Origin of the sequence: Paramaledivibacter caminithermalis DSM 15212 (genome assembly GCF_900142245.1) — a bacterium.
Taxonomy (GTDB): Bacteria; Bacillota; Clostridia; order Peptostreptococcales; family Caminicellaceae; genus Paramaledivibacter; species Paramaledivibacter caminithermalis.
In genome coordinates this window covers 1-22,682 of the sequence record NZ_FRAG01000053.1, presented here as the reverse complement: position 1 = coordinate 22,682, position 22,682 = coordinate 1, and the positions used below count along the sequence as shown (strand labels likewise).

Genomic DNA, 22,682 nt, shown 5'->3' with positions numbered 1-22,682 from the left:
TAGATTGAGTTCTAGACCATTAGCATGGAGTATAGTAGGTGCTGATCAAATGGCACGACTAAGAGTACATCGTGCCAATGGTGGGAAAGTATATGAAACAATGATAAAAAAGAGAAAAGAAAAGCAGAAAGAAAAAAGAATCGAGAAGTTAGATAAAAGAGTTGTAAAAAGAAAATTAAATAAAAAAGTAGAAGAAAAAATTGATAATATAACTGTTTTGAATATTGGGAAAAGAACTTGGGCTAGTGAATTACTCAAGTCTGTTCGTGGTGCTTAATTTCATCAGAACATAAGAATTTTTTTTAAATTTTTTTCCTACAGTATCTTGACACTATCGCGAGTTGAATTAAGTTTTACTATATAAATTATATATAGTAAAATATATTTGGTGCTAATTTGGTGCTAATTCTTGGTAATATCATGTATTTTATGGGGATTTTTATATCATAATAAAAGTATCTTTAGATATTTATTTTTAAATTATAAAAATGCTAATATCAATAACAAAGGAGGTATTATATTGCTTAAAGTATTAGAACGAACTGATTTAGGGAAAGCAATTAGGCTACATGTTGTAAAATCAAATAAATTTAAAACAAATTTGATAGGAATATATATTCAAAGACCATTGATAAGGAAAGAAGCAACAAAAAATTCAATGCTATCTATGCTTTTAAACAAGGGAACAAAGAAGTATCCTTCCTTTTTTCAACTAAACAGAAGACTTGAGGATTTATATGGAGGGATTTTAGTTAGTGATGTAGCTAAGAAGGGAGAAAAGCATATTCTAAAACTTAAAATGCAGCTTCCAAACAGTAAGTATATTAATAATAAAGATATTTTAAAGGAAGGATTAGCTATACTCAATGACATAATTAATAATCCCCTTGCAGATAATGAAGGCTTTAAGAAGGAAAGCTTTCTACAGGAAAAAGAGAATCTTAAGGAAAAGATTGAAGGTAGAATAAATGATAAAATGAGATTTGCTGTTGACAGATGTGCTGAAATTATGTGTGAAGATGAAAATTATAGCATATACGAATATGGAAGTATTAATGAATTAGATGAAATAGATGAAAAAAGCTTGTATGAGTATTATAATTATATTTTGACAAGTTCTCCAATAGATGTTTTTGTGGTGGGGGATATTGAAGAAGATGAGGTGAGAGAGCTTTTTAGTGAATCCCTTGAATTTGATAGAGGGGATATCATTACTATACCTAGAGAAACAATATCTAAGGAAATCCACAAGGTGAAGGAAGTACAGGATAGGTTCAATATAAACCAAGGGAAATTAACTCTAGGATATAGGACAAATATTCCTTATGAAAGTGAATTATATGAAAGTTCCATTTTATTTTCAAATATTTTAGGAGGAGGACCTAACTCCAAGCTTTTTAAAAATGTAAGAGAAAAGGAAAGCCTATGCTATTATATTTTTTCAAAAATCGACAAATTTAAATCTATCATGCTTGTGAGTAGCGGAATTGAATTCAATAAATATGAAAAAACTAAAGAATTGATTATAAAAGAAGTAGATTCATTAAAAAATGGTAATTTTGATGAAGAGGATATAGAAATAGCAAAAAAATCAATTATTACTTCTATAAAATCCTTAACGGATACTCCAAATATACTTATGGATTTTTTATATTCTCAGTCCTTAAGTAATTCATTTGATAGTATTGAAAATATAATTAGCAAAATTAGAGCTGTTAGCAAGGAATCGATTATAGAAGCAGGTAAAAAATTTCAGTTAGACACAATATACTTCCTTAATAAAGAGGAGGAGGGAAGATAATGATTCAAAAAGAGATATATAGTGATATACTAAGGGAAAAAATAAATTACAGGAAATTAGAAAATGGTCTTGAGATTTTTGTGCTTCCTAAAAAGGATTATACTAAAAAATTTGCAATATTTGGAACACGCTATGGTTCAATAGATAACAAATTTATTGTGCCAGGAGAAGGTGATGTCACAGAGGTTCCAGAAGGGATAGCGCATTTTTTAGAGCATAAGCTTTTTGAAAGTGAAGAAGGAGGAGTTTTTGACAGATTTTCAAAACTCGGTTCAAATGTAAATGCATATACCAATTTTAATTCAACATGTTACTTATTCTCTTGTACAGATAATTTTTATGAAAACCTTGAAATACTCATTGATTTTGTTCAATCTCCATATCTAACAGATGAAAATGTCGAAAAGGAAAAGGGAATAATTGAACAAGAAATAAGAATGTATGAAGATGATCCAAATTGGAGAGTGTTTTTCAATGGACTTAGGGGACTATATTCTAATCATCCAGTAAAAATTGATATTGCAGGAACTATAGAAAGTATTTATAAAATAAATAAGGAACAATTATATAAATGCTATAATACTTTTTATGTTCCAAATAATATGGTGGTATTTGTGGTTGGAGATGTGGATATAGATGAAACCTGTAATACTATAGAAAAAAATTTAAAATCTACATTTAAAAGTTTTGAAGGTCAAGTAGAAAGAATTTTGCCTCACGAACCAGATGAAGTAAAACAAAAAAAATTAGAAGAAAAATTATCTGTATCTATGCCTTTATTTAATATAGTTTTTAAAAATATAGATAACTTCTTAGAAGGTAGAGATTTATTAAGAAAGGATATTCAAAGTAAAATAATTTTACATATAATTTTCGGAAATAGCTCCAAGCTGTATCAAAAATTGTATAATGATGGATTAATAAATGAAAACTTTGAAACTGAATATACCTTTGATATCTCCTATGGGCATTCAATTATTGGCGGTGAATCAAAGGATCCTGATAGGGTTTATGAAATTATATGCGAAGAAATAAAAAACATAAGAAATAAGGGTTTAAATCAAGAGGACTTTGAAAGAATTAAGAGAAAATCTATTGGACAGCATATTAGCTCCTATAATTCTGTAGAATTTATTGCAAACACCTTTATTTCATACTATTTTAAGGGTATAAATTTGTTTGATTATATTACTGAACTCAATAATTTGGATTTTGAAAGTGTGTCAAGAAGATTTAATGAACATTTCGATCTTAGTAAAAGTGTTTTATCTTTAATAAAACCAAACAAATAATTTAGAAATATCAATAAAATATGTGTTATAATAAATTTAGTTGCTGAGTTTTGGCAACTAAATTTATTATAAGGATTAATCTAAAGGTAAATTTAAATTAACAAAGTACACTAGGTTCTTTGTTTCAAGGAGTGATCATATTGAATCCAGTAGCTTTTGAAATGTTTGGCATTTCTGTGCGTTGGTATGGAATTCTAATTTCTTTAGGAATGGTAATAGGTACTATTTTGGCATTAAGGGAGGCAAAGCGCCTTGGATTAGATGAAAATATAATATTAGATTTTATTATAGTCATGATACCCTCGGCTATTGTTGGAGCAAGGCTCTACTACGTAATATTCAAATGGAGTGAATATGGTGGAGACATAATTAAGATTATAAACATAAGAGCAGGTGGGTTAGCCATACACGGGGGAGTAATAGGAGGAGTAATAGCTGGGATAATATTTACAAGAGTTAAGAAAATAAAATTTTTGCAATTGGCTGATATTATTTCTCCCAGCTTGATTCTGGGACAAGCCATAGGTAGATGGGGAAATTATATTAATCAAGAAGCCCATGGAGGTCCGACGGACTTGCCTTGGGGAATTATTGTTAACGGTGTAAAGGTTCACCCAACTTTTTTATATGAATCATTATGGGATTTTACAGTTTTTATTTTATTAATGAAATATAGAAAGAATAAAAAATTTGACGGAGCTGTATTTTATCTGTATTTGATTCTATATTCTTTAGGACGATTCTTTATTGAGGGATTGAGAACTGATAGCCTAATGCTTGGACCCTTTAGAGTTGCACAGCTTTTGAGTCTTTTATTAATATTAACTTTTTCTTATTTATATTTCAGAAAAATAAAAAAGTGATTTAGTTTGTAATAAAATTGAAATAAATTTGTAAGAAAAAATTTATTGATATAATATGGAATAAAGAGTATTATATTAACAAACATCGTCGATTTATTATTATGTTTATAATATATTATTAAGAAAATTTATATTTGGGGTGAAAAAATGTCAGATTTTACTAGTTCTATTAAACAGATACATAATTTACAGGAGAAATTAGATGATGTATCGGATTTAACTAGTGTAACAGAGGTTTTAGCTATAAGCCAAGAAATTGATACTCTAATAAGAGCAAATGAATAATTGTAGATATTCCAGTAAAATAATTAATTTATAAATATCAAAAATTCCTAGAAGCATTGGATATTTTGTATATATAAATTAAGTTTTATTATGGGAAATCTATACAATTAAAAAAGTTGATATGTCAATTGTAAAAACAAGGTGTACATAAAATTGTACATCTTTTCTTTTTTTTGTTGAATTTTGGTACTAAATAACTAGAAAAAAATTATAGATATTAGCAGGAATAGTGATTTTACTATAGAATTAAACTATTAGTGGTTTAAAGTGGGTAATGGTGGTTTAATTTCCCTTAAAGTGGAGTGAAAATTATGTTTATTGGGGAATACTTATATACAATTGATAAAAAGGGAAGAATAAATATTCCAGCTAAATTTAGAGAAAAGCTAGGAGAAAGTTTCTTTATAACAAAGGGGCTAGATAATTGTCTTTTTGTTTTTCCAGAAAGCGAATGGAGTGTTTTCCAAAATAAATTAAAACAATTACCCCTTACTAACAAAAATGCTAGAGCCTTTGTTAGACTATTTTTCTCAGGAGCTACCCAGTGCAGCTTAGATAAACAAGGTAGAGTTACTATTCCACAAAATGCAAGGGAATTTTCTCAACTTGAAAAGGAAGTTGCAATAATTGGTGTTTCAACAAGAATTGAGATATGGAGTAAAAATAATTGGGATAAATATAACGATACTGCAAATATTAGTTATGATGATATAGCTGAACAAATGGCCGAATTAGGGATCTAAATCTTAATTTCAAGTGGAAAATTGCTATAAGCTTAGATGATTATTATAGAAGGAAGGTATAATATGGAATTCAAACATGAGACGGTTTTACTAAATGAAACAGTGGATAACCTTAATATAAATCCTAATGGAATCTATGTTGATGGAACTTTAGGTGGAGGAGGTCACTCTGAATTGATATGTAGCAAACTTAGTGGTGATGGTTTATTAATCGGAATAGATCAGGATGAGGATGCTTTAGACTTTGCTAAAATGAGATTAAGGAGATTTTCAAATAAAATTATATTTGTAAATGATAATTTTTCAAATATTAAGGACATATTAGATAGACTTAATATCAAAAAAATCAATGGCATTGTACTAGATTTAGGAGTTTCATCTTATCAATTAGATGAAGGGGAAAGAGGTTTTTCCTACATGCAGGATGCTGAACTTGATATGAGAATGGATAGAAAAAATATGCTTACAGCTAAAGATGTTGTAAATACTTATTCTGAGGAAGAATTATATAAAGTAATAAAGTTATACGGTGAAGAAAAATGGGCCTTGAGAATTTCAAAATTTATTGTTGAAGCGAGAAATGATAAAGAAATTGAAACTACAGGTGAATTGGTTGAGATCATAAAAAAGGCAATACCGTCAGGAGCTAGAAGGAATGGACCACATCCAGCCAAAAGAACTTTTCAAGCAATAAGGATAGAAGTAAATAATGAATTAGATATTCTTGAAGAAACAGTAAAAGATATTGCTGAGGTTTTAGAAACTGGAGGCAGAATAAGTGTAATTACTTTTCACTCATTAGAAGATAGAATAATTAAAAACGTTTATAAAGAATTAAGCAAAGGATGTATTTGCCCTCCAGAATTGCCAATATGCCAATGTAATAATGAACCTATATTTAAAATTATAACAAGAAAACCTATATATCCTTCTGATAGGGAGATAGAGAATAACCCGAGATCTAGAAGTGCAAAGCTTAGAGTAGCCGAAAGGATTTGATGTTCTAAATATTAAAGGGGGAGAATACATTGGTAATAGCTGAGAAAAAGTATTCTTACGATGATAATAGCTATTTAAATGAAGATATACAAAACAATACAAAAAAAGCTAAGAGGACTAATAAAAAGAAGAAAAGAACACTAAAGTTGATGAGTGCAGTGTTTTGGGTAGTATTTATAACATCGGCTTTAATATTTATTTTACTTAGATATACTACAATAACTGAAGCCGAATATAGAATTCATAGCTTAAAGAAAGAAATAAAGGAACTAGAGAATCAATTACAGGATATAAAAGTTACTTATGATAGTCTGACAAGATCAGATATTATCGAGGAAATAGCGATAAAAAAGGCAAATATGCAGTATCCAAAGTATGATCAGATGGTATTTTTAGACATAGAGAATAAAGATGATACGGAGCTAACAGTTCTTGGAGAGGATGATTCAATAGATGAACAGGGTCTTAAAGAAGAAAAAAAGTTATTCACTTATTTAAAAGCATCAATAAAAAAATTGTATTCTTTATTGGATTGATTTCTTTTAAGGAGGATTAGGCTTGTCAAATCTAAGTATTGTTAATAAAAAACGATTAGTTTTTATTTTGTTTTTCGTGTGTTTTGTTTTTTTTGCATTAATAGTAAGGTTAGGCTGGATTCAGATTGTAAATGGAGAAGAGTTTAGAATGCTTGCAATTCAGCAGCAAACTAGAGATGTTCCCATAACAGCTAAAAGAGGTACTATTTATGATAGAAACGGTAAGGAATTGGCTGTTAGTGTTACTACTTTTACTGTATGGGCTACTCCAGCAGAAATTGAATCTAAGGATGTAACTGCAAAGAGCTTGGCGGACATACTAGAAATGGATGAGAAAAAAGTATTAGAAAATATTTCTCAAAAAAAGGGACTAGTAAAAGTAGCTAAGTGGATAGATAAAGAAAAAGCAAATAAAATAATTAAGGAAAAACTAAAAGGTATTCAAGTTGCACAGGATTTTAAAAGATTTTATCCATATGGTAATTTTGCCTCCCATGTTATAGGGCATACTAGAGTAGACAATCAAGGTATAGCTGGTATAGAACTAAAATATGATAAAGTCTTAAGCGGACTTCCTGGTAGATGGATAAAAAATACTGATGCTGCTGGGAGAAGACTTCCCTACGGAATTGAAAAATACTATGAACCAATAAATGGGCTTAATGTTATACTGACTATTGACGAAGTTATTCAGCATTTTACAGAGAAAGCAATAGAAAACGCCTTGGTAAAGACAAAAGCCAAAAGGGTAATGGCGATTGTTATGCAGCCTAAAACTGGAGATATACTTGCTATGGCAGTGAAACCAGACTATGATCCAAATGAACCTAGAATTCCTCTAGATAGTTTGGAAAGACAAAAGTATGAAGCATTAGATACAAGTGAAAAACAAAAGCTTTGGAATAAAATGTGGAGAAATCCTATGATAAGTGATACCTATGAACCTGGTTCAACCTTTAAGCTTATAACATCGGCAGCTGGCTTAGAGGAGGGGATTGTAGAGCCAAATTCTCCATTTTATTCTCCAGGTTACGCTATTGTTGCAGGACAGAAAATAAAGTGCTGGAGACATTACAGACCCCATGGACATCAAACCTTTACAGAAGGAGTACAAAATTCGTGTAATCCAGTATTTATAGAAGTTGCTCAAAAATTAGGAGCAGAGAAATTTTATAAATATCTTGATGCATTTGGATTTAATGATAAAACTAAAATTGATTTACCAGGAGAAGGAAAGGCTATCATTCAGAATATGAATAGTGCAGGACCAGTAGGGTTGGCTACTATGTCCTTTGGTCATGGTATATCTGTTACTCCAATTCAACTTATTACTGCTTTATCCTCTGTAGCAAATGATGGAAAGCTTATGCAGCCAAGGGTTGTTAAGGAGTTAACTGATGATTCAGGTAATGTGATACATAGATATGAACCCAAATTTATTAGACAGGTTCTTTCGGAAAAGACATCTAAGGAATTAAGGCTTATAATGGAAACCGTAGTAAATGATGGTTCTGGTAAAAAAGCATATATACCTGGATTCAGGGTTGGAGGAAAAACAGGAACAGCCGATAAGATTGTTGATGGTAGATATGCAAAGGGAAGTGTTTATTCTTCATTTGTTGGTGTTGCTCCTGTTAACGATCCAGAAGTTGTTGTACTTTTAATTATAGATGAACCTCAAGGCATACATTTTGGAAGTCAAATAGCCGCTCCAGCTGTTCAGGAAATATTAAGGGATACATTAAGATATATGGAGGTAGAGCCTCAATACAATGAGGAGGAGAAGAAAAAATTTGAAAGAGAGGAAGTCGTTGTTCCAGAAGTAAGAAGTCTGAAGCTACATGAAGCTGCAAAAAAACTATCAAATAGTAATTTAGAATATAATACGGAGCCTATACATGTAAAAAGTGGAAATGCAGTAGTGATGGACCAATTTCCTAAGCCTGGAAGCATGGTGGAAGAAAAGTCCATGATAATATTATTTGTTAAAGAAGAATCTGAATAAACTTTGTGATATAATTAATAGGAATTAGCTAGATATGAAGGGCAATTTGAATTAAGGCTTTGACTTTAATTTGGATTGCCTTTTAGTAAGCAGATAGAATGAAGGCGGCTAGTGACGTCTTATGATTGAAGGTTTTTAAGGGTATCATTTAAAGTATTAAAACCTTAAACTCTTTCTGTTAAAAGATTTTTAATTATACTTGAAAGAACACAGGGGTTTAATGATAGATTTGGTTTAGTATTTTTAATATAAAAAACTAGGAGAGATAAGTATGAAATTATGTGATTTGTTAAAGGGTATTAAGACTTTAGAAATTTATGGAAACAAGGATATGGATATTACAGGCATAGCTTATGATTCTAGACGAGTTGATAAAGGGAATTTGTTTGTATGTATAACTGGATTAAAGACAGATGGGCATAAGTATATAAAAGGAGCAATTAAAAACGGAGCAATCGCAATTATTATTGAAAAAGATATAGATGAAATTCCAGAAATAATGAATGAGCACGATATTTCCTTTATAAAAACTGATGATACAAGATATGCTCTTTCAAAATTAGCAGCAAATTTCTATGATGATCCCAGTGATAAAATTAATGTTGTGGGTATTACTGGCACCAATGGTAAAACATCTATTACATATCTAATATCAAGTATTTTAGAGGCTAATAATAAACGGACGAGTATAATTGGAACAATGAAAAATAAAATTGCAGATGAAGAATACAAAACAGCCAATACAACTCCTGAATCATTAGAATTACAGTACTTATTTAGCAAAATGATAAAAAAGAATGTTGATGTTTGTGCTATGGAGGTATCATCTCATTCTCTTGATCTTAAAAGAGTTGAGCATATAAAATTTAATATTGGGGTTTTTACCAATCTTACGGCAGATCATTTAGATTTCCATGAGGATATGGAAAACTATAAGAATGCAAAAATAAAGCTATTTTATAAAACCTCTGATGTCAATATCATTAATATTGATGATAAGTATGGAAAAGAGATATATAATAGGATTAAAAAGCTTGAAATACCTGCTTTAAGTTATGGCATAGATAATAACTGTGATATTCGAGCCGAGGATATTAGGATGAATGCCGCTTATTCAGAGTTCAAGCTTGTAACTCCTAAATATTCAGGAAACATAAAAATAAATATACCTGGTTTATTCTCTATCTACAATATATTGGCTGCAATTGCTGTGTGCTACTTTATGGGATACAGCTATGAAGATATAGCTAGGGGTGTTGGAAAAATAAAGTCTATTCGTGGAAGATTTGAGCTAGTTGAAAATGATAAAGGTATAGGTGTCATAGTAGATTATGCCCATACCCCCGATGCTTTAGAGAACGTCTTAAAAACTATTAAACAATTTCTAAAGGGAAGGGTTATCACTGTATTCGGATGCGGTGGAGATAGAGATACATCTAAAAGAGCAATTATGGGAAAAATTGCATATAGCATGTCGGATTATTCAATTATTACTAATGATAATCCAAGGACTGAAAATCCAGCCAAAATAGTAGAAGATATACTTAGGGGGATGGGAAAAGATAAAAATAAGTATGATGTTGTTATGGATAGAAGAGAAGCTATAAAAAGAGCAATTAGGAAGGCTCAAAGGGATGATGTGGTTTTAATAGCAGGAAAGGGACATGAAACTTATCAGATAATAAATAATGAAGTTGTTGATTTCGATGATAGAGAAGTGGCTAGTAATTTTCTAAGGGAGGATTATTAATGATTCACATAAGAGATATATTAGTGGCTACAAAAGGGAAGCTTATAGCAGGAGATGATGACATAGAATTAAAAGGGATTTCTATAGATTCTAGAAAAATTAAAGAGGGCGATCTATTTATTCCAATAATTGGTGAAAGATTTGATGGACACAGATTTATAGGGGATGCTTTCAAATTTGGAGCAGATGCAGTACTGTCAAGTAAAGAAATTGATATTAGTGAAAGTTCAGGAAAATCCATAATAATGGTAGAGGATACACTAAAGGCACTACAGGACATATCTAAATATTTTTTAAGTAAAGTAGATATTCCAGTTGTTGCAGTGACAGGAAGTACTGGTAAGACAACAACGAAGGAAATGATTTACAGTGTTTTATCACAGGAATATAGAGTTTTAAAAAATGAAGGTAATTTCAATAATCACATTGGATTACCATTGACACTTTTAAATATTGAAGAAGAACATGAAATGATTGTATTAGAAATGGGAATGAGTAACAGAGGGGAAATCCATCTTTTATCAAAGATTGCTACTCCAGAAGTTGGAGTGATAACAAATATAGGAATTTGTCATATTGAAAGTCTAGGCTCAAAGGAAGAGATATTTAATGCAAAGATGGAAATAAGCAATCATATGGATGATACTTGCATATTAATACTTAATGGTGATGATGAGTATTTATCTAAAGTGAAGAGCATACATACTAGATATAAAAAGGTTTTTACAGGATTAAATGAGAACAATGATATTTATGTAACAGAAATAAAGGATTTAGGGCATAAGGGTGTTGCCTTTAACATTATTTATAAAGATAAAGATTATGATTTCAAACTAAATGTACCGGGAATTCATAATGTTAATAATGCACTTTTAGCAATTGCAGTGGGAATTCATTATAATATACCATTTTCCCTAATTAAGACTGGTCTTAGTAGCTTTCATGGGAACAAAATGCGATTAAATATAGTCGATACGAAAGAGGAAATAAAAATAATAAATGATTGCTATAATGCTAATCCAGATTCGATGAAGGCTGCATTAAGTGTTTTAGAGAAGGTAGAAGCTAAAAGAAGAATAGCTGTATTGGGAGATATGCTTGAGCTTGGTGAATATTCAGAGAGTTGCCATAAGGAAGTAGGAAGGATGGTATTTGAGAAGAATGTAGATATTCTTATTACTGTTGGACATGAAGCTGAGAATATTGTTAAGGGTGCAATAATAAGTGGTTTTCCTAAGGAAAAGACATTTGCGTTAGCAGATAATATTACAGCAAAAAACATAATAAATATTATAAAAAGAACTGGAGATGCAATACTTATAAAAGCATCTAGAGGTATGAAAATGGAAGAAATTGTACAATATCTACAAGAGAGGAGATAAATACATGAATGATTTTAAACTACTGATAATCGCCATTGTTTTATCCTTTTTTCTGACATTGGTGCTGGGAATAATTATTATACCTTTTCTGAAAAGACTAAAGGTTGGGCAAAGTATTAGAGCAGAGGGACCACAGTCCCATTATTCTAAATCAGGAACTCCAACAATGGGCGGTATAGTAATGATAGCAGCAATACTAATTACAACATTAACCTCTGGAAGATTAAATAAAGATTTATATATAGTTTTATTTTCTACAATTGGATTTGGATTAATAGGTTTTATAGATGACTTCATAAAGGTTGTGTTAAAGAGAAATCTAGGACTTAAAGCGTATCAAAAGCTTATAGGACAGATAACGATAGCAGCTATAATAGCTGTATATCAATCAAAGGTATCTATATATGGAACGAGAGTTTTAATACCCTTCCTTAATAATTATATAGATTTAGGTTTTCTTTATGTTCCCTTTATAGCATTTGTTGTAGTAGCTACGACAAACAGTGTGAATCTAACTGATGGCTTAGATGGTTTAGCTTCTGGAGTTACATTGATCGTATCATCCTTCTTCAGCTTGATTGCACTTAATATGGGGTTTTTTAGCATTGCTACCTTTTCAGCTGCTCTTACAGGAGCTTGCTTGGGATTTTTAAGATTTAACGCCTACCCTGCAAAGGTCTTTATGGGAGATACTGGTTCTATGGCCCTTGGAGGGGCTATAGCTTCAATAGCCATACTTATGAATCTAACTTTGTTTATACCTATTGTGGGAGGGATATATTTTGCAGAAGCCTTATCGGTTATAATACAGGTTATATCCTTCAAAACCACAGGTAAAAGGGTGTTTAAAATGAGTCCATTACATCATCACTTTGAGCTATCAGGCTGGAAGGAGACAAAGATTGTTGTAGTGTTTTGGAGTGTTACATTGATACTATGTATTATAGGATTATATTCCCTTAAATAAGATGGAAAAAGGTGGTGAACAAATGATATTAAAAGATAAAAATGTTTTGGTAGTAGGAATGGCTAAGTCAGGTATCCCCACAGTAAAAGCACTATCGAAGCTTGATGCTAAGATAACAATAAATGACATAAAATCCAGAGACAAGTTAAAAGATATTTTAAATGAAATTGAAGGGCTTTGTGATAATATAATTCTCGGCTTTCATCCAGAAAAAATAGAAATCTATGATTTGATTATTCTAAGTCCTGGTGTACCTACGGATTTACCCTTTTTAAAAAAAGCTGAAGAAGAAAATAAAATGATAATAGGGGAGCTTGAGTTAGCATATAGACTAAGTAAGGGGAAATATTTAGCTATAACTGGGACAAATGGAAAAACAACAACAACTGCTTTGACTGGTGAAATTTGTAGAAATGGAGGACTAGAAACCTTTGTGGTGGGCAATATTGGATTACCTGCCATCTCCAAGGCTTTTAAAACCACCGATGATACGGTTTTGGTAACCGAAGTAAGTAGTTTTCAATTGGAGACGATAGACACATTTAAACCTAAAATTTCTGCTATCTTAAATATTACACCTGATCATCTAAATCGTCATAAGACAATGAAAAACTATATAGATGCAAAGGCAAAAATTTTTATGAATCAGGATAAAAATGACATATTGATATTAAATTATGATAATGATATTACAAGGAAGTTAGCCGATAGAGCTAGATCTAGAGTATTATTTTTTAGCAGGAATGAAATATTAGAAGAAGGCGTTTACTTAGAAGACAATAATATAGTTGTAAAAATCAATAATCATAAAGAAATAATATGTAATGCTAATGATATTTATATATCAGGAAAGCATAATTTGGAAAATGCTTTAGCAGCAGTAGCTTTTGCTACTAATTTAGGAATAAAAAGAGAAGTAATTAAATATACTTTAATGAACTTTAAAGGGGTTGAGCATAGAACGGAATATATAGGTAGTATAAATGGAATAAAATTTTATAATGATTCAAAGGGAACGAATCCAGATGCTTCGATTAAGGCTGTAGAAGGTCTTGAAGCTCCATTGATATTAATAGCAGGAGGTATGGATAAGGGAAGCTGTTTTGACGAGTTCGTTCGATCCTTCAATAATAAGGTGAAAGAGTTAATTCTTCTAGGGGAAACTGCACTTAAGATTAAGCAAACTGCTGAAAAATATGGTTTTAAAAATGTCTCTATTGTAGAGAATATGGAAGAAGCTGTAAATAAGGCTTATAAAAAGGCGGAAGAAAATGATACAATTTTATTGTCACCAGCATGTGCAAGCTGGGATATGTATGAAAGTTATGAAGTAAGAGGGAGACATTTTAAAGAATGTGTAGAGAAGTTAAGGAGGTCATAATATGACCCAAAAAAAGTCCTTTGACTTTACATTGATGATTACTGTACTAATATTGGTTATTATCGGAATAATAATGGTGTTTAGCTCCAGTCAGTATTATTCATTTTATAACAAACAGGACAGTTATCATTTTCTTAAAAAGAATTTATTGTGGGCTATAATTGGGATATTTGCCATGGTATTTACTACAAACTTTAATTATAAAAGATATAAAAAACTGGCATTCCCAGCATATATATTTAGTATTGTTTTACTTGTTTTAGTATTAACACCTTTGGGTATGAATTTAAATGGTGCACAAAGATGGATAAAAGTTGGACCTATAACAATTATGCCTTCGGAAATTGCCAAGATTTGTGCCATTATTTTTGTATCGGATACATTAACTAGAAAGGTTAAGGATATAGATAATTTTTTCAAAGGTATCTTTCCATATCTTATTATAATAGGATTATATGTTTTATTAATTCTTAAACAGCCTAATTTAAGTACAGCTATTACAATAGCCCTAATAATTGCTTCTATGCTTTTCGTTGCAGGAATGAGATGGCTTCATGTTGTAATGTTAGGTGCTTCAGGAGTAGGTGCCATAATAATTTTGATATTACAAAAGCCCTATAGGATGAAAAGATTAGTTGCGTTTTTAGATCCATTTAAAGATCCAAAGGGCGATGGATATCAGGTTATTCAATCCTTATTTGCTTTAGGCTCTGGAGGACTTTTTGGGGTTGGGCTTGGAAGAAGTATACAAAATAAGCTCTACATACCAGAGCCTCAAAACGATTTTATTTTTGCAACTATAGGTGAGGAATTAGGATTTATTGGATGCGTAACTGTTATGCTCCTATTTCTATTTCTAATATGGAGGGGAATAAGAATAGCTATACATGCTCCAGATTTGTTTAGTTCCTTAATGGCTACAGGGATAACTGCAATGATTGCTATACAGGTTATAATAAATATTGCTGTAGCAACATCTTCAATGCCTGTTACTGGTATTCCTCTACCATTTATTAGTTTTGGAGGAAACTCGTTAGCAATATTTATGGGAGCAATAGGAATATTATTAAATATTTCAAAGTATACAGAAAATGAAAATCCCTAATTTTAATAAGTAATTGTAACACCTATGAGAGCTATGCATAAAATAGTTATATATTCTTCTTATTTTTCAATGCTCTCGGAGGTGAACTATGTGTCAAAGTACTTGATTAATGGTGGGAAAAAGTTAAAGGGAGAATTAGAGATTAGTGGAGCTAAAAATGCTGTATTACCAATTTTAGCTGCATCAGTAATAAATGCTGGAAAAAGTATTATAAGGGGATATCCAAACCTTAGAGATGTGGATATTATGATAAAAATTCTTAGGTCTATAGGTTGCACAGTGGAAAAAACAAAAAAGGCAATAATTGTAAATTCAAAGGGCGTATTTACACATGAAATAGATGAAAGCTTAGTTAGGGAAATGAGGTCATCTATTTTCTTAATGGGACCTATGCTAGCTAGATTTGGTAAAATAAGGATTAGTTATCCAGGTGGCTGTGAAATTGGACATAGACCAATTGATTTGCATTTGAAGGGTTTAAGGGAGATGGGTGTAGAGATTACGGAAGCCCATGGATTTCTTGAGTGTACTGTAGGCGAATTAAAGGGTGCTGAAATCCATCTGGATTATCCAAGTGTCGGTGCAACAGAAAATATAATGTTGTCAGCAGTTTTAGCAAAGGGTAAAACATTGATTAGAAATGCAGCTAAGGAACCAGAAATCGTTGATCTTCAAGACTATTTAAATGGAATGGGAGCGAAAATAAAAGGTGCAGGTACCAGTGTTATAGAAATCGATGGAGTTAATAGCTTATCCAATGTAGAGCATCACATTATTCCTGATAGAATAGTAGCAGGCACTATCTTAGTTGCTGCAGCTATAACGAAGAGTGAAATAACAATTACAAATGTAATACAGGACCATATTGTATCGGTGATTGCAAAATTAAAGGAAGTAGGATGTATAATAATAGAAAGGGAGAATGAGATAAAAATAATTCCACCTTCTGTATTAAGACCTGTAGATATCATTAGGACTTTACCCTATCCTGGATTTCCCACTGATATGCAGCCTCAGTTTGTTTCCCTATTATGTTTAGCAGGTGGAACTAGTTTAGTTACTGAAACAGTATTTGAAAACAGGTTTAAACACACTGAGGAACTAATGAGAATGGGAGCAAAAGTGAAAGTTGACGGAAGAGTAGCCGTCATAAAGGGAGTAAAAAAATTAACTGGTGCCAAAGTTGAAGCTAAGGATCTAAGAGGCGGAGCGGCTTTAGTTCTAGCAGGCTTGGCAGCAGAAGGAACTACAATCATTGAGAATATTAAACATATTGAAAGAGGTTATGATAATTTAGACATTATGCTTGAAAAACTAGGTGCGGATATAAAAAGAGTTGACTAGAATAGCGGCAGTAAATGCTGCTATTTATAATAAAAAATTATTGGACAAGAACTGTGGATATAAAAGTTTTGCTTTAGGGTCAAGGTTAAGGCTGAGATTCATATTTCATATAAAGTAATAAAAAATTAATATAATTAGGCTTTTTTATATTTGCTAATTGATGTATAATTCTATAATGCCAGATGTTTATAGGAGGAAAAAAATGTATAGAGCTAAACATAGGGTTGATAAAAAGGTAAGATATGGTAAACTAAGATTATATCTTCTAATATTTCTTTTGTTGTCTGCAATAATATTTATCATATTATTTAAAACTAATTATTTTGGAATTAAGAGTATATTTGTCAATAACAATGAAGCTCTTTCTGATGAGGAAATTATTTCCTATTCAGGAATTCAAATAAATGAAAACATATTTAGAATCAGACTATCAGAGGTAAAAGATAAAATAATAAAGAGTCCATTCATAAAAGATGTAACTATAAAGAGAAAATTGCCAAATAAATTAGTAATTGATGTTATAGAAAGAAAAAAGTTAGCTGCTGTTTTATATATGGGTATATATTTTATTATAGACAATGAGGGTGTTATTTTATATACATCCCATGATATAGATGATATATATGTAATTGAAGGCTTTGAATTTGAAAGCTTTATAGAAGGTGAAAGTATCAAAGTAAGAAATGAAGATAGATTTAAGAAAGCTATAGAGCTTTGCAGGCTGTTAGAAAAATCAGATTTGAGTTTTAAACCTAAAATAATTTATAATAATGAAAATATTATTTTATATATAAATGAAAATTTTAAAATAAAATTTGGAAGAGGTGAAAATTTGTCAAAAAGATTTGCTGCATTTAGGGCAATTTATAATGATTTGATTTCAAAAAACGTTAATTCTGGAACTGTTGACATAAGTCATGATGGTTATCCTACTTACAGCCCTTTTGGAGAATAGGAGGCATGAATGTGAAAAGTTTCAAAGATAAGTTAATACTAGGATTTATGTGTACTATATTAGGAATTGTATTGGCTATGCAATTTAGAATAGTTCAAACTAATTATCTAGGGGGAGGAGTTCCCAGCCAAAGACTTTTAGAATTAAAAAGTGAATTAAAGAAAGCTCAAGAAGAAAAAGAAAATCTAATAAAGGAATTAGATTCCTATGATAAAAAGCTTAAGGAAATCGAACAGTCAGCTTCAGAAGATAGTGCAATTATTAAAAGATTAAATGATGAATTAGAAAAGTATAAGGAAATAGGTGGGTTTACTAGGGTAAAGGGACCTGGTATTGAGATGATTATCGATGACCCTCCAAAGGAATTAGAATATGATGTAGATGGTAGCATCATTATGTATCGATATGATTATTTGCTAAGAATAATTAATTATTTAAACTCTGCTGGTGCTGAAGCAATATCTATTAATGGTCAAAGGATTATAGCTAATACAGAAATACAGTTAGCTGGAAATAGTTTACAGATAAATTCTGTTCCTACTGCTCCGCCGATTATTATAAAAGCTATAGGAGATCCCGATACATTAAAATCGGCTTTGGACTGGAGATATGGTATAGTGGGTGAAATGAGAGATATATTAAATCTACAAGTAGATATTAAAAAGCTTGATGAATTGGAAATAGATAGATATAATGACATAGTTAAATATAAACTTGCTAAGCCAGCGGATGAATAATAGCTTTGGAGTGATTTAATGAAAAAAAAATATATAAAGCTAAATATTTTTGTTTTAACAACCATTCTTGGCATTTTAGTATCATTTCAGGTAAAAAGTATTAATAATAATCAAGAGTATGTATCTTTAGATGAAATTCGAGATTATAAGCAAAATTTAGAAAAAGAAAAGGCTGAAATAGCCCAGCTTAATACCTCTATTGAAGATTATAAAAATAAGATTGAGCAATTCAGATTATCAAAAATTAGAGATGGAGACATAACAAAATTACTAAAGGAAGAGATAAAGGAATATAAAACCATTTCGGGTTTTACAGATGTTTATGGACCAGGAGTTATAATAATAATGGATGATGCTACAAGAGAGTTATATGAAGGAGAAAATCCAAACGATGTTTTAGTTCATGATGTAGATGTACTTAATATTGTAAATGATTTAAAGGCAGCTGGAGCAGAGGCTATATCAATAAATGGTCAAAGAGTTTTATCTAATTCAGAGATCGATTGTTCTGGTTATACTATTAAAATAAATGGCAAGGAGTATGGTCATCCTTTTATTATAAAGGCCATTGGTGAACCTCAGCATCTCGAGGCGGCTATTAATGCACCGATGACTTATGGCTATATGCTAAAAACTTATGGTATTTTTATCGAAGTTAATCCGAGTACTTATGTTAAAGTGCCAAAATATGATGGCACTTATTAGAGATAAACAACTTCGAAGGTTAATAAATCTCAAAGAAAAAATGTAAAAGCGTTTATTATTTTCTATGAAATTTACATTAAGTTATGATGTTGGTTATATATAGATGTTCCAGTAAAACAGTTAATTTATATACATCAAAAACCCTTAAAAGCTTTGGATATTTTGATATGCATAAATTAAGTTTTATTATTGGAAATCTATATAATAAGCATTTAATAATAAAAAGTAGGTGAATAAGTTGATTATAGGTATATTTGGTATTATAATAGGATTGATAATAGGTTTTTATGTACCCATAATTTTTCCTATGATATATTCATCATATACGTCTGTCGCTTTATTGGCTGCAATTGATTCAGTTTTTGGAGCAATTAGAGCTAGTTTAGAAAATAAATTTAATTCAACAATTTTTGTTACTGGTTTCATAGGTAATGCTATAATCGCAGGATTATTAGCTTATATAGGTGATAGAATGGGAGTGCCTCTTTATTATGCAGCAATATTTACATTTGGGTCAAGACTATTTCAAAATTTTGCGATTATAAGAAGAATGTTAATTAAAAAATTTAGTAATAGTTAAATATTTTCTTTTAAAAGAAGGAAATCTTAAAAATTTGTTGAAATAGTAGTATTATATTATTTTATAAACAATAAGGAAATGATAAAATACTTAGTATATCATATAATAATTAGATTTTCCAATATTCCATACAGGTGATCGTCATGAAGGGGGTTTTTTAGTGTTAGAATTCGATATTGATGTAGAACAATTTGCTCAAATAAAAGTTATAGGTGTTGGTGGCGGTGGTAATAATGCTGTCAATCGAATGATTGAATCAAACTTAAAGGGCGTTCAATTTATTGCTGTTAATACTGATAAACAGGCATTATATACATCTAAGGCAGAATATAAGATTCAAATAGGTGAAAAATTAACAAGAGGATTAGGTGCAGGAGCCAATCCAGAGGTTGGTAAAAAAGCTGCGGAAGAAAGTAGAGATGATATATACCAAGCACTGCAAGGTGCAGATATGGTTTTTATAACTGCTGGAATGGGCGGAGGCACTGGAACAGGTGCGGCTCCAATTGTTGCTGAAATTGCTAAAGATATGGGAATTCTTACGGTAGGAGTTGTAACAAAGCCTTTTATGTTTGAAGGAAAAAGAAGAATGCTGCATGCTGAAAAGGGAATTGAAGAGTTGAAAACAAAGGTTGATACTTTAGTTACAATACCAAACGATAGGTTACTTCAAGTTGTTGAGAAGAAGACTTCAATGATGGATGCATTTAAAATAGCAGACGATGTATTAAAGCAAGGAGTACAAGGTATATCAGACCTTATAGCTATTCCAGGATTGGTGAATCTAGATTTTGCTGATGTGAAAACTATTATGTATGAACAGGGATTAGCTCATATGGGTACTGGTAAAGCTAATGGTGAAAATAGAGCTACTGAAGCAGCTAAGCTCGCTATTCAAAGCCCGTTGCTTGAAACATCAATTAATGGAGCTAAGGGAGTATTGCTTAATATCACTGGTGGGTCAAACCTAGGACTATTTGAAGTAAATGAAGCTGCAGAAATAGTATCTCAGGCTGCTGACCCAGATGCAAATATTATTTTTGGTGCTGTAATAGATGAATCATTAAAGGATGAACTAAGAATTACGGTAATTGCTACTGGCTTTAATAATAGTAGTAGTAATAATGTAAATAGTGCTAATAAGTTAAATAACAAAGAGGAGAAAGAAGAATTACAGTCAGAAGAGAATGAAAGTGAATTATTAGATATTCCTACTTTTTTAAGAAGAAAAAGATAAATATTAATTAAGAGTATAAGAGTACATATATAAGATTAAAAGCGAAAGACCATTTTGATGGTCTTTTTTTTGATATTACAGACTTTATAATTTATGAAGTTTTTACTTAAGCTATATAGATTTCAGACAAATTTTAGATTTAAAATTTTAAAATTGCAACAAAATTTACAAAAAAATATAAAAAGAACTAAATTTCTTAACATTGTTTGAATACATAAAAAATAAAAATAAGTAGAATATCATAGAAATGATTACATTGAAGAAAAAATATGTAAAAATATACAATATGATGTTTACTATACCATAAAATGTATGGTAAAATTTTTATTGAGAGGAGCAAATAAATGAAAAGGAGGTTTCGATGAAAAATATAATATTAGTTTTCAAGTATTTAGGACATATAGATAAAATAGCTAAAGAACTTGAAAATGAATTTAGCAAAAGAGGATATTTAGTCAAAATAAAAAAAGATTTTCTACTTTCAAAAATAGAAAAATCCTTTAATGAAAATATCGATTATACAATTTTAATACACATAGAAAGCTTAGAAGCTAATAGGAAATCAAATAAGAATTATCTTCTAAAAATCAAAGAAATATATCAGAATTCTGAAATAGTATATATCATTGAAAATTACTATTATAAATCTCATTATTTAAGAAATATGCTTGAGCTTGGAATTTATAATGGTATTTTCAAAAAAGATGCAAGTATATCAAATATAGTATATATATGTTTAAATCCTAGAAATAAAAAAGAGGCTGAGGGTTACTATGGCTTAAATTATAGTGATTCAAAAAATTTAAAGATACACAATAATTCGGCAAAGAGCTTTTTTCAATTTATTAAAAGTATGGATGGAAGAAAAGAATTTATTGTAAAAGAGAAAGTAGTATATGAGACACCATTGGATTATAAAAAGGTAATATCAATTATAAGTCCCTATTCCACTGGGAAAACTACTGTAGCAGTAAATTTAGCAACCATATTTAGTGAAAAAAATATAAAGACAAGTATTATTGATACTGATTTTGAGCAAAAAGACGTATATTGTCATTTTGATATAGATTATATAGATTGCTTAAGTAAGATATCATCAGAATATACTGATGAAAAAATTATATCTTTAGGTCAGAAATTTAATAATATGCTAACTATTTATTCTGAACATAGAGATATAGAAGTGGATTTAGATTTTGATGATATATTTAAATTGATAAGGGTAGCGAAAAGAAATGCTCAAATAGTAATAATAGATTTATCTCAAAATTTAAATAGAGAAGTTTATCAAGGAATATTAGGAATTTCAGATCACATATTATTAGTTGTAAATCAACAAATTAATCTTTTAAATAGATTACCTCAAAAATTATATAATTATAAAAATTTTTTAGATGAAGTTGATTTAGTAATTAATAGATATGTAGAAGCTGATCCAAATGAGAAAGATATAAAAAAATTGTTCAAAAACATCTATGTAACTGACAAAATAAGTTTTTCTTTAAATATTAATAATATATTTACTGTAAAAGATGATTATAAATCTGTTATCCAAGGGCTAGCTGAACGAATTCCTACAGTAAATATAGAAGATAATCTTTTAAGAGAAGATTATTTAAAAATATCTCGCAATTATTATATTAGTAATTCCAATAAAAAAAATAATTTTTTTAATAAAATCAATAACATTTTTAATTTCACCATGAAGAAAGGAGAATATTAACAATTGAAAAAAACAAATAAAAAAAATTTATTGATAATAGCTATTAGTTGTATTTTAATTGCAGCTTTAATTTTTTATTACAACAACATAAAAATTCCTAAAGTCATGAAAAAAGTTGAAAGGGATATTAGAAGTAAGATTGATGAACAGTATATGGCAAAAGTTAATGTAGCATTTGTAAAAGAAGGAAAAGAGATCAGTAAATACACAGTACTTACAGACGAAGTTATAAAAGAGAATATTCAGATTAAGGAGATACCTTTAAACTATAAAGTTCCAAATGCTGTAGAAG

Annotated in this window: 21 protein-coding genes and 1 pseudogene; all 22 read left to right on the top strand. The window is 30.1% G+C overall.

Translation table 11 applies throughout. The features are described from left to right. Positions 1-277, top strand: a pseudogene (locus BUB36_RS15325) (UPF0236 family protein); the annotation flags it as partial. Positions 278-520: 243 nt separating this feature from the next. Continuing rightward, a complete protein-coding gene (yfmF, locus tag BUB36_RS15320; RefSeq protein WP_073152223.1) occupies positions 521-1,801 on the top strand; it encodes an EF-P 5-aminopentanol modification-associated protein YfmF in 1,281 nt (426 codons plus the stop codon). Continuing rightward, positions 1,801-3,093, top strand: a complete 1,293-nt coding sequence (yfmH, locus tag BUB36_RS15315; RefSeq protein ID WP_073152220.1) for an EF-P 5-aminopentanol modification-associated protein YfmH — start codon at positions 1,801-1,803, stop codon at positions 3,091-3,093. Before yfmF ends, yfmH begins: the two co-directional genes overlap by 1 nt. A gap of 140 nt (positions 3,094-3,233) precedes the next feature. Beyond that, the gene (gene lgt / locus BUB36_RS15310) at positions 3,234-3,956 is read left to right on the top strand and encodes a prolipoprotein diacylglyceryl transferase (RefSeq protein ID WP_073152217.1); all 723 of its coding nucleotides are present in this window, start codon (positions 3,234-3,236) and stop codon (positions 3,954-3,956) included. 147 nt (positions 3,957-4,103) lie between these two features. Continuing rightward, positions 4,104-4,241, top strand: a complete 138-nt coding sequence (locus BUB36_RS19475) for a hypothetical protein (RefSeq protein ID WP_242655864.1) — start codon at positions 4,104-4,106, stop codon at positions 4,239-4,241. 311 nt (positions 4,242-4,552) lie between these two features. Next, positions 4,553-4,984 carry a division/cell wall cluster transcriptional repressor MraZ gene (gene mraZ / locus BUB36_RS15305; RefSeq protein ID WP_073152214.1) on the top strand — a complete coding sequence of 144 codons (432 nt, stop codon included), beginning with the start codon at positions 4,553-4,555 and terminating at the stop codon, positions 4,982-4,984. A gap of 63 nt (positions 4,985-5,047) precedes the next feature. After that, entirely contained in the window at positions 5,048-5,983 is a 936-nt protein-coding gene (gene rsmH / locus BUB36_RS15300; protein WP_073152211.1) for a 16S rRNA (cytosine(1402)-N(4))-methyltransferase RsmH, read from the top strand. A 29-nt stretch (positions 5,984-6,012) separates the two neighbouring features. Then, complete coding sequence (locus BUB36_RS15295) at positions 6,013-6,519, top strand: hypothetical protein (RefSeq protein ID WP_073152209.1); 507 nt, start codon at positions 6,013-6,015, stop codon at positions 6,517-6,519. Between the two features lie 22 nt (positions 6,520-6,541). Beyond that, on the top strand, positions 6,542-8,524 hold the full coding sequence (locus BUB36_RS15290) for a stage V sporulation protein D (protein WP_073152206.1): 1,983 nt from the start codon (positions 6,542-6,544) through the stop codon (positions 8,522-8,524). Between the two features lie 271 nt (positions 8,525-8,795). Continuing rightward, positions 8,796-10,274, top strand: coding sequence for a UDP-N-acetylmuramoyl-L-alanyl-D-glutamate--2,6-diaminopimelate ligase (locus BUB36_RS15285; protein ID WP_073152203.1), 1,479 nt, complete (start codon positions 8,796-8,798; stop codon positions 10,272-10,274). After that, a complete protein-coding gene (locus tag BUB36_RS15280) occupies positions 10,274-11,656 on the top strand; it encodes a UDP-N-acetylmuramoyl-tripeptide--D-alanyl-D-alanine ligase (RefSeq protein WP_073152201.1) in 1,383 nt (460 codons plus the stop codon). The genes BUB36_RS15285 and BUB36_RS15280 overlap by 1 nt, the downstream gene beginning before the upstream one ends. Before the next feature lie 4 nt (positions 11,657-11,660). Continuing rightward, positions 11,661-12,623, top strand: a complete 963-nt coding sequence (mraY, locus tag BUB36_RS15275) for a phospho-N-acetylmuramoyl-pentapeptide-transferase (protein WP_073152198.1) — start codon at positions 11,661-11,663, stop codon at positions 12,621-12,623. A 22-nt stretch (positions 12,624-12,645) separates the two neighbouring features. Next, positions 12,646-14,004, top strand: coding sequence for a UDP-N-acetylmuramoyl-L-alanine--D-glutamate ligase (murD, locus tag BUB36_RS15270; RefSeq protein ID WP_073152196.1), 1,359 nt, complete (start codon positions 12,646-12,648; stop codon positions 14,002-14,004). Position 14,005: 1 nt separating this feature from the next. After that, a complete protein-coding gene (spoVE, locus tag BUB36_RS15265; protein ID WP_073152193.1) occupies positions 14,006-15,109 on the top strand; it encodes a stage V sporulation protein E in 1,104 nt (367 codons plus the stop codon). 90 nt (positions 15,110-15,199) lie between these two features. Continuing rightward, positions 15,200-16,453, top strand: a complete 1,254-nt coding sequence (gene murA / locus BUB36_RS15260) for a UDP-N-acetylglucosamine 1-carboxyvinyltransferase (RefSeq protein ID WP_073152191.1) — start codon at positions 15,200-15,202, stop codon at positions 16,451-16,453. Between the two features lie 202 nt (positions 16,454-16,655). Next, positions 16,656-17,408 (top strand): cell division protein FtsQ/DivIB, encoded by a 753-nt coding sequence (locus tag BUB36_RS15255; protein WP_073152188.1) that lies wholly within the window; start codon positions 16,656-16,658, stop codon positions 17,406-17,408. 11 nt (positions 17,409-17,419) lie between these two features. After that, a complete protein-coding gene (locus BUB36_RS15250) occupies positions 17,420-18,145 on the top strand; it encodes a DUF881 domain-containing protein (RefSeq protein WP_165613105.1) in 726 nt (241 codons plus the stop codon). Positions 18,146-18,163: 18 nt separating this feature from the next. Next, positions 18,164-18,850 (top strand): DUF881 domain-containing protein, encoded by a 687-nt coding sequence (locus BUB36_RS15245; protein ID WP_073152182.1) that lies wholly within the window; start codon positions 18,164-18,166, stop codon positions 18,848-18,850. A 229-nt stretch (positions 18,851-19,079) separates the two neighbouring features. Continuing rightward, complete coding sequence (locus tag BUB36_RS15240; RefSeq protein ID WP_330390516.1) at positions 19,080-19,430, top strand: small basic family protein; 351 nt, start codon at positions 19,080-19,082, stop codon at positions 19,428-19,430. A 160-nt stretch (positions 19,431-19,590) separates the two neighbouring features. Beyond that, the gene (gene ftsZ / locus BUB36_RS15235; RefSeq protein WP_073152175.1) at positions 19,591-20,667 is read left to right on the top strand and encodes a cell division protein FtsZ; all 1,077 of its coding nucleotides are present in this window, start codon (positions 19,591-19,593) and stop codon (positions 20,665-20,667) included. A gap of 361 nt (positions 20,668-21,028) precedes the next feature. Continuing rightward, a complete protein-coding gene (locus tag BUB36_RS15230; protein WP_073152172.1) occupies positions 21,029-22,390 on the top strand; it encodes a nucleotide-binding protein in 1,362 nt (453 codons plus the stop codon). 3 nt (positions 22,391-22,393) lie between these two features. Continuing rightward, on the top strand, positions 22,394-22,682 hold a 289-nt coding region (locus BUB36_RS15225; RefSeq protein ID WP_131821297.1), incomplete at its 3' end, for a hypothetical protein.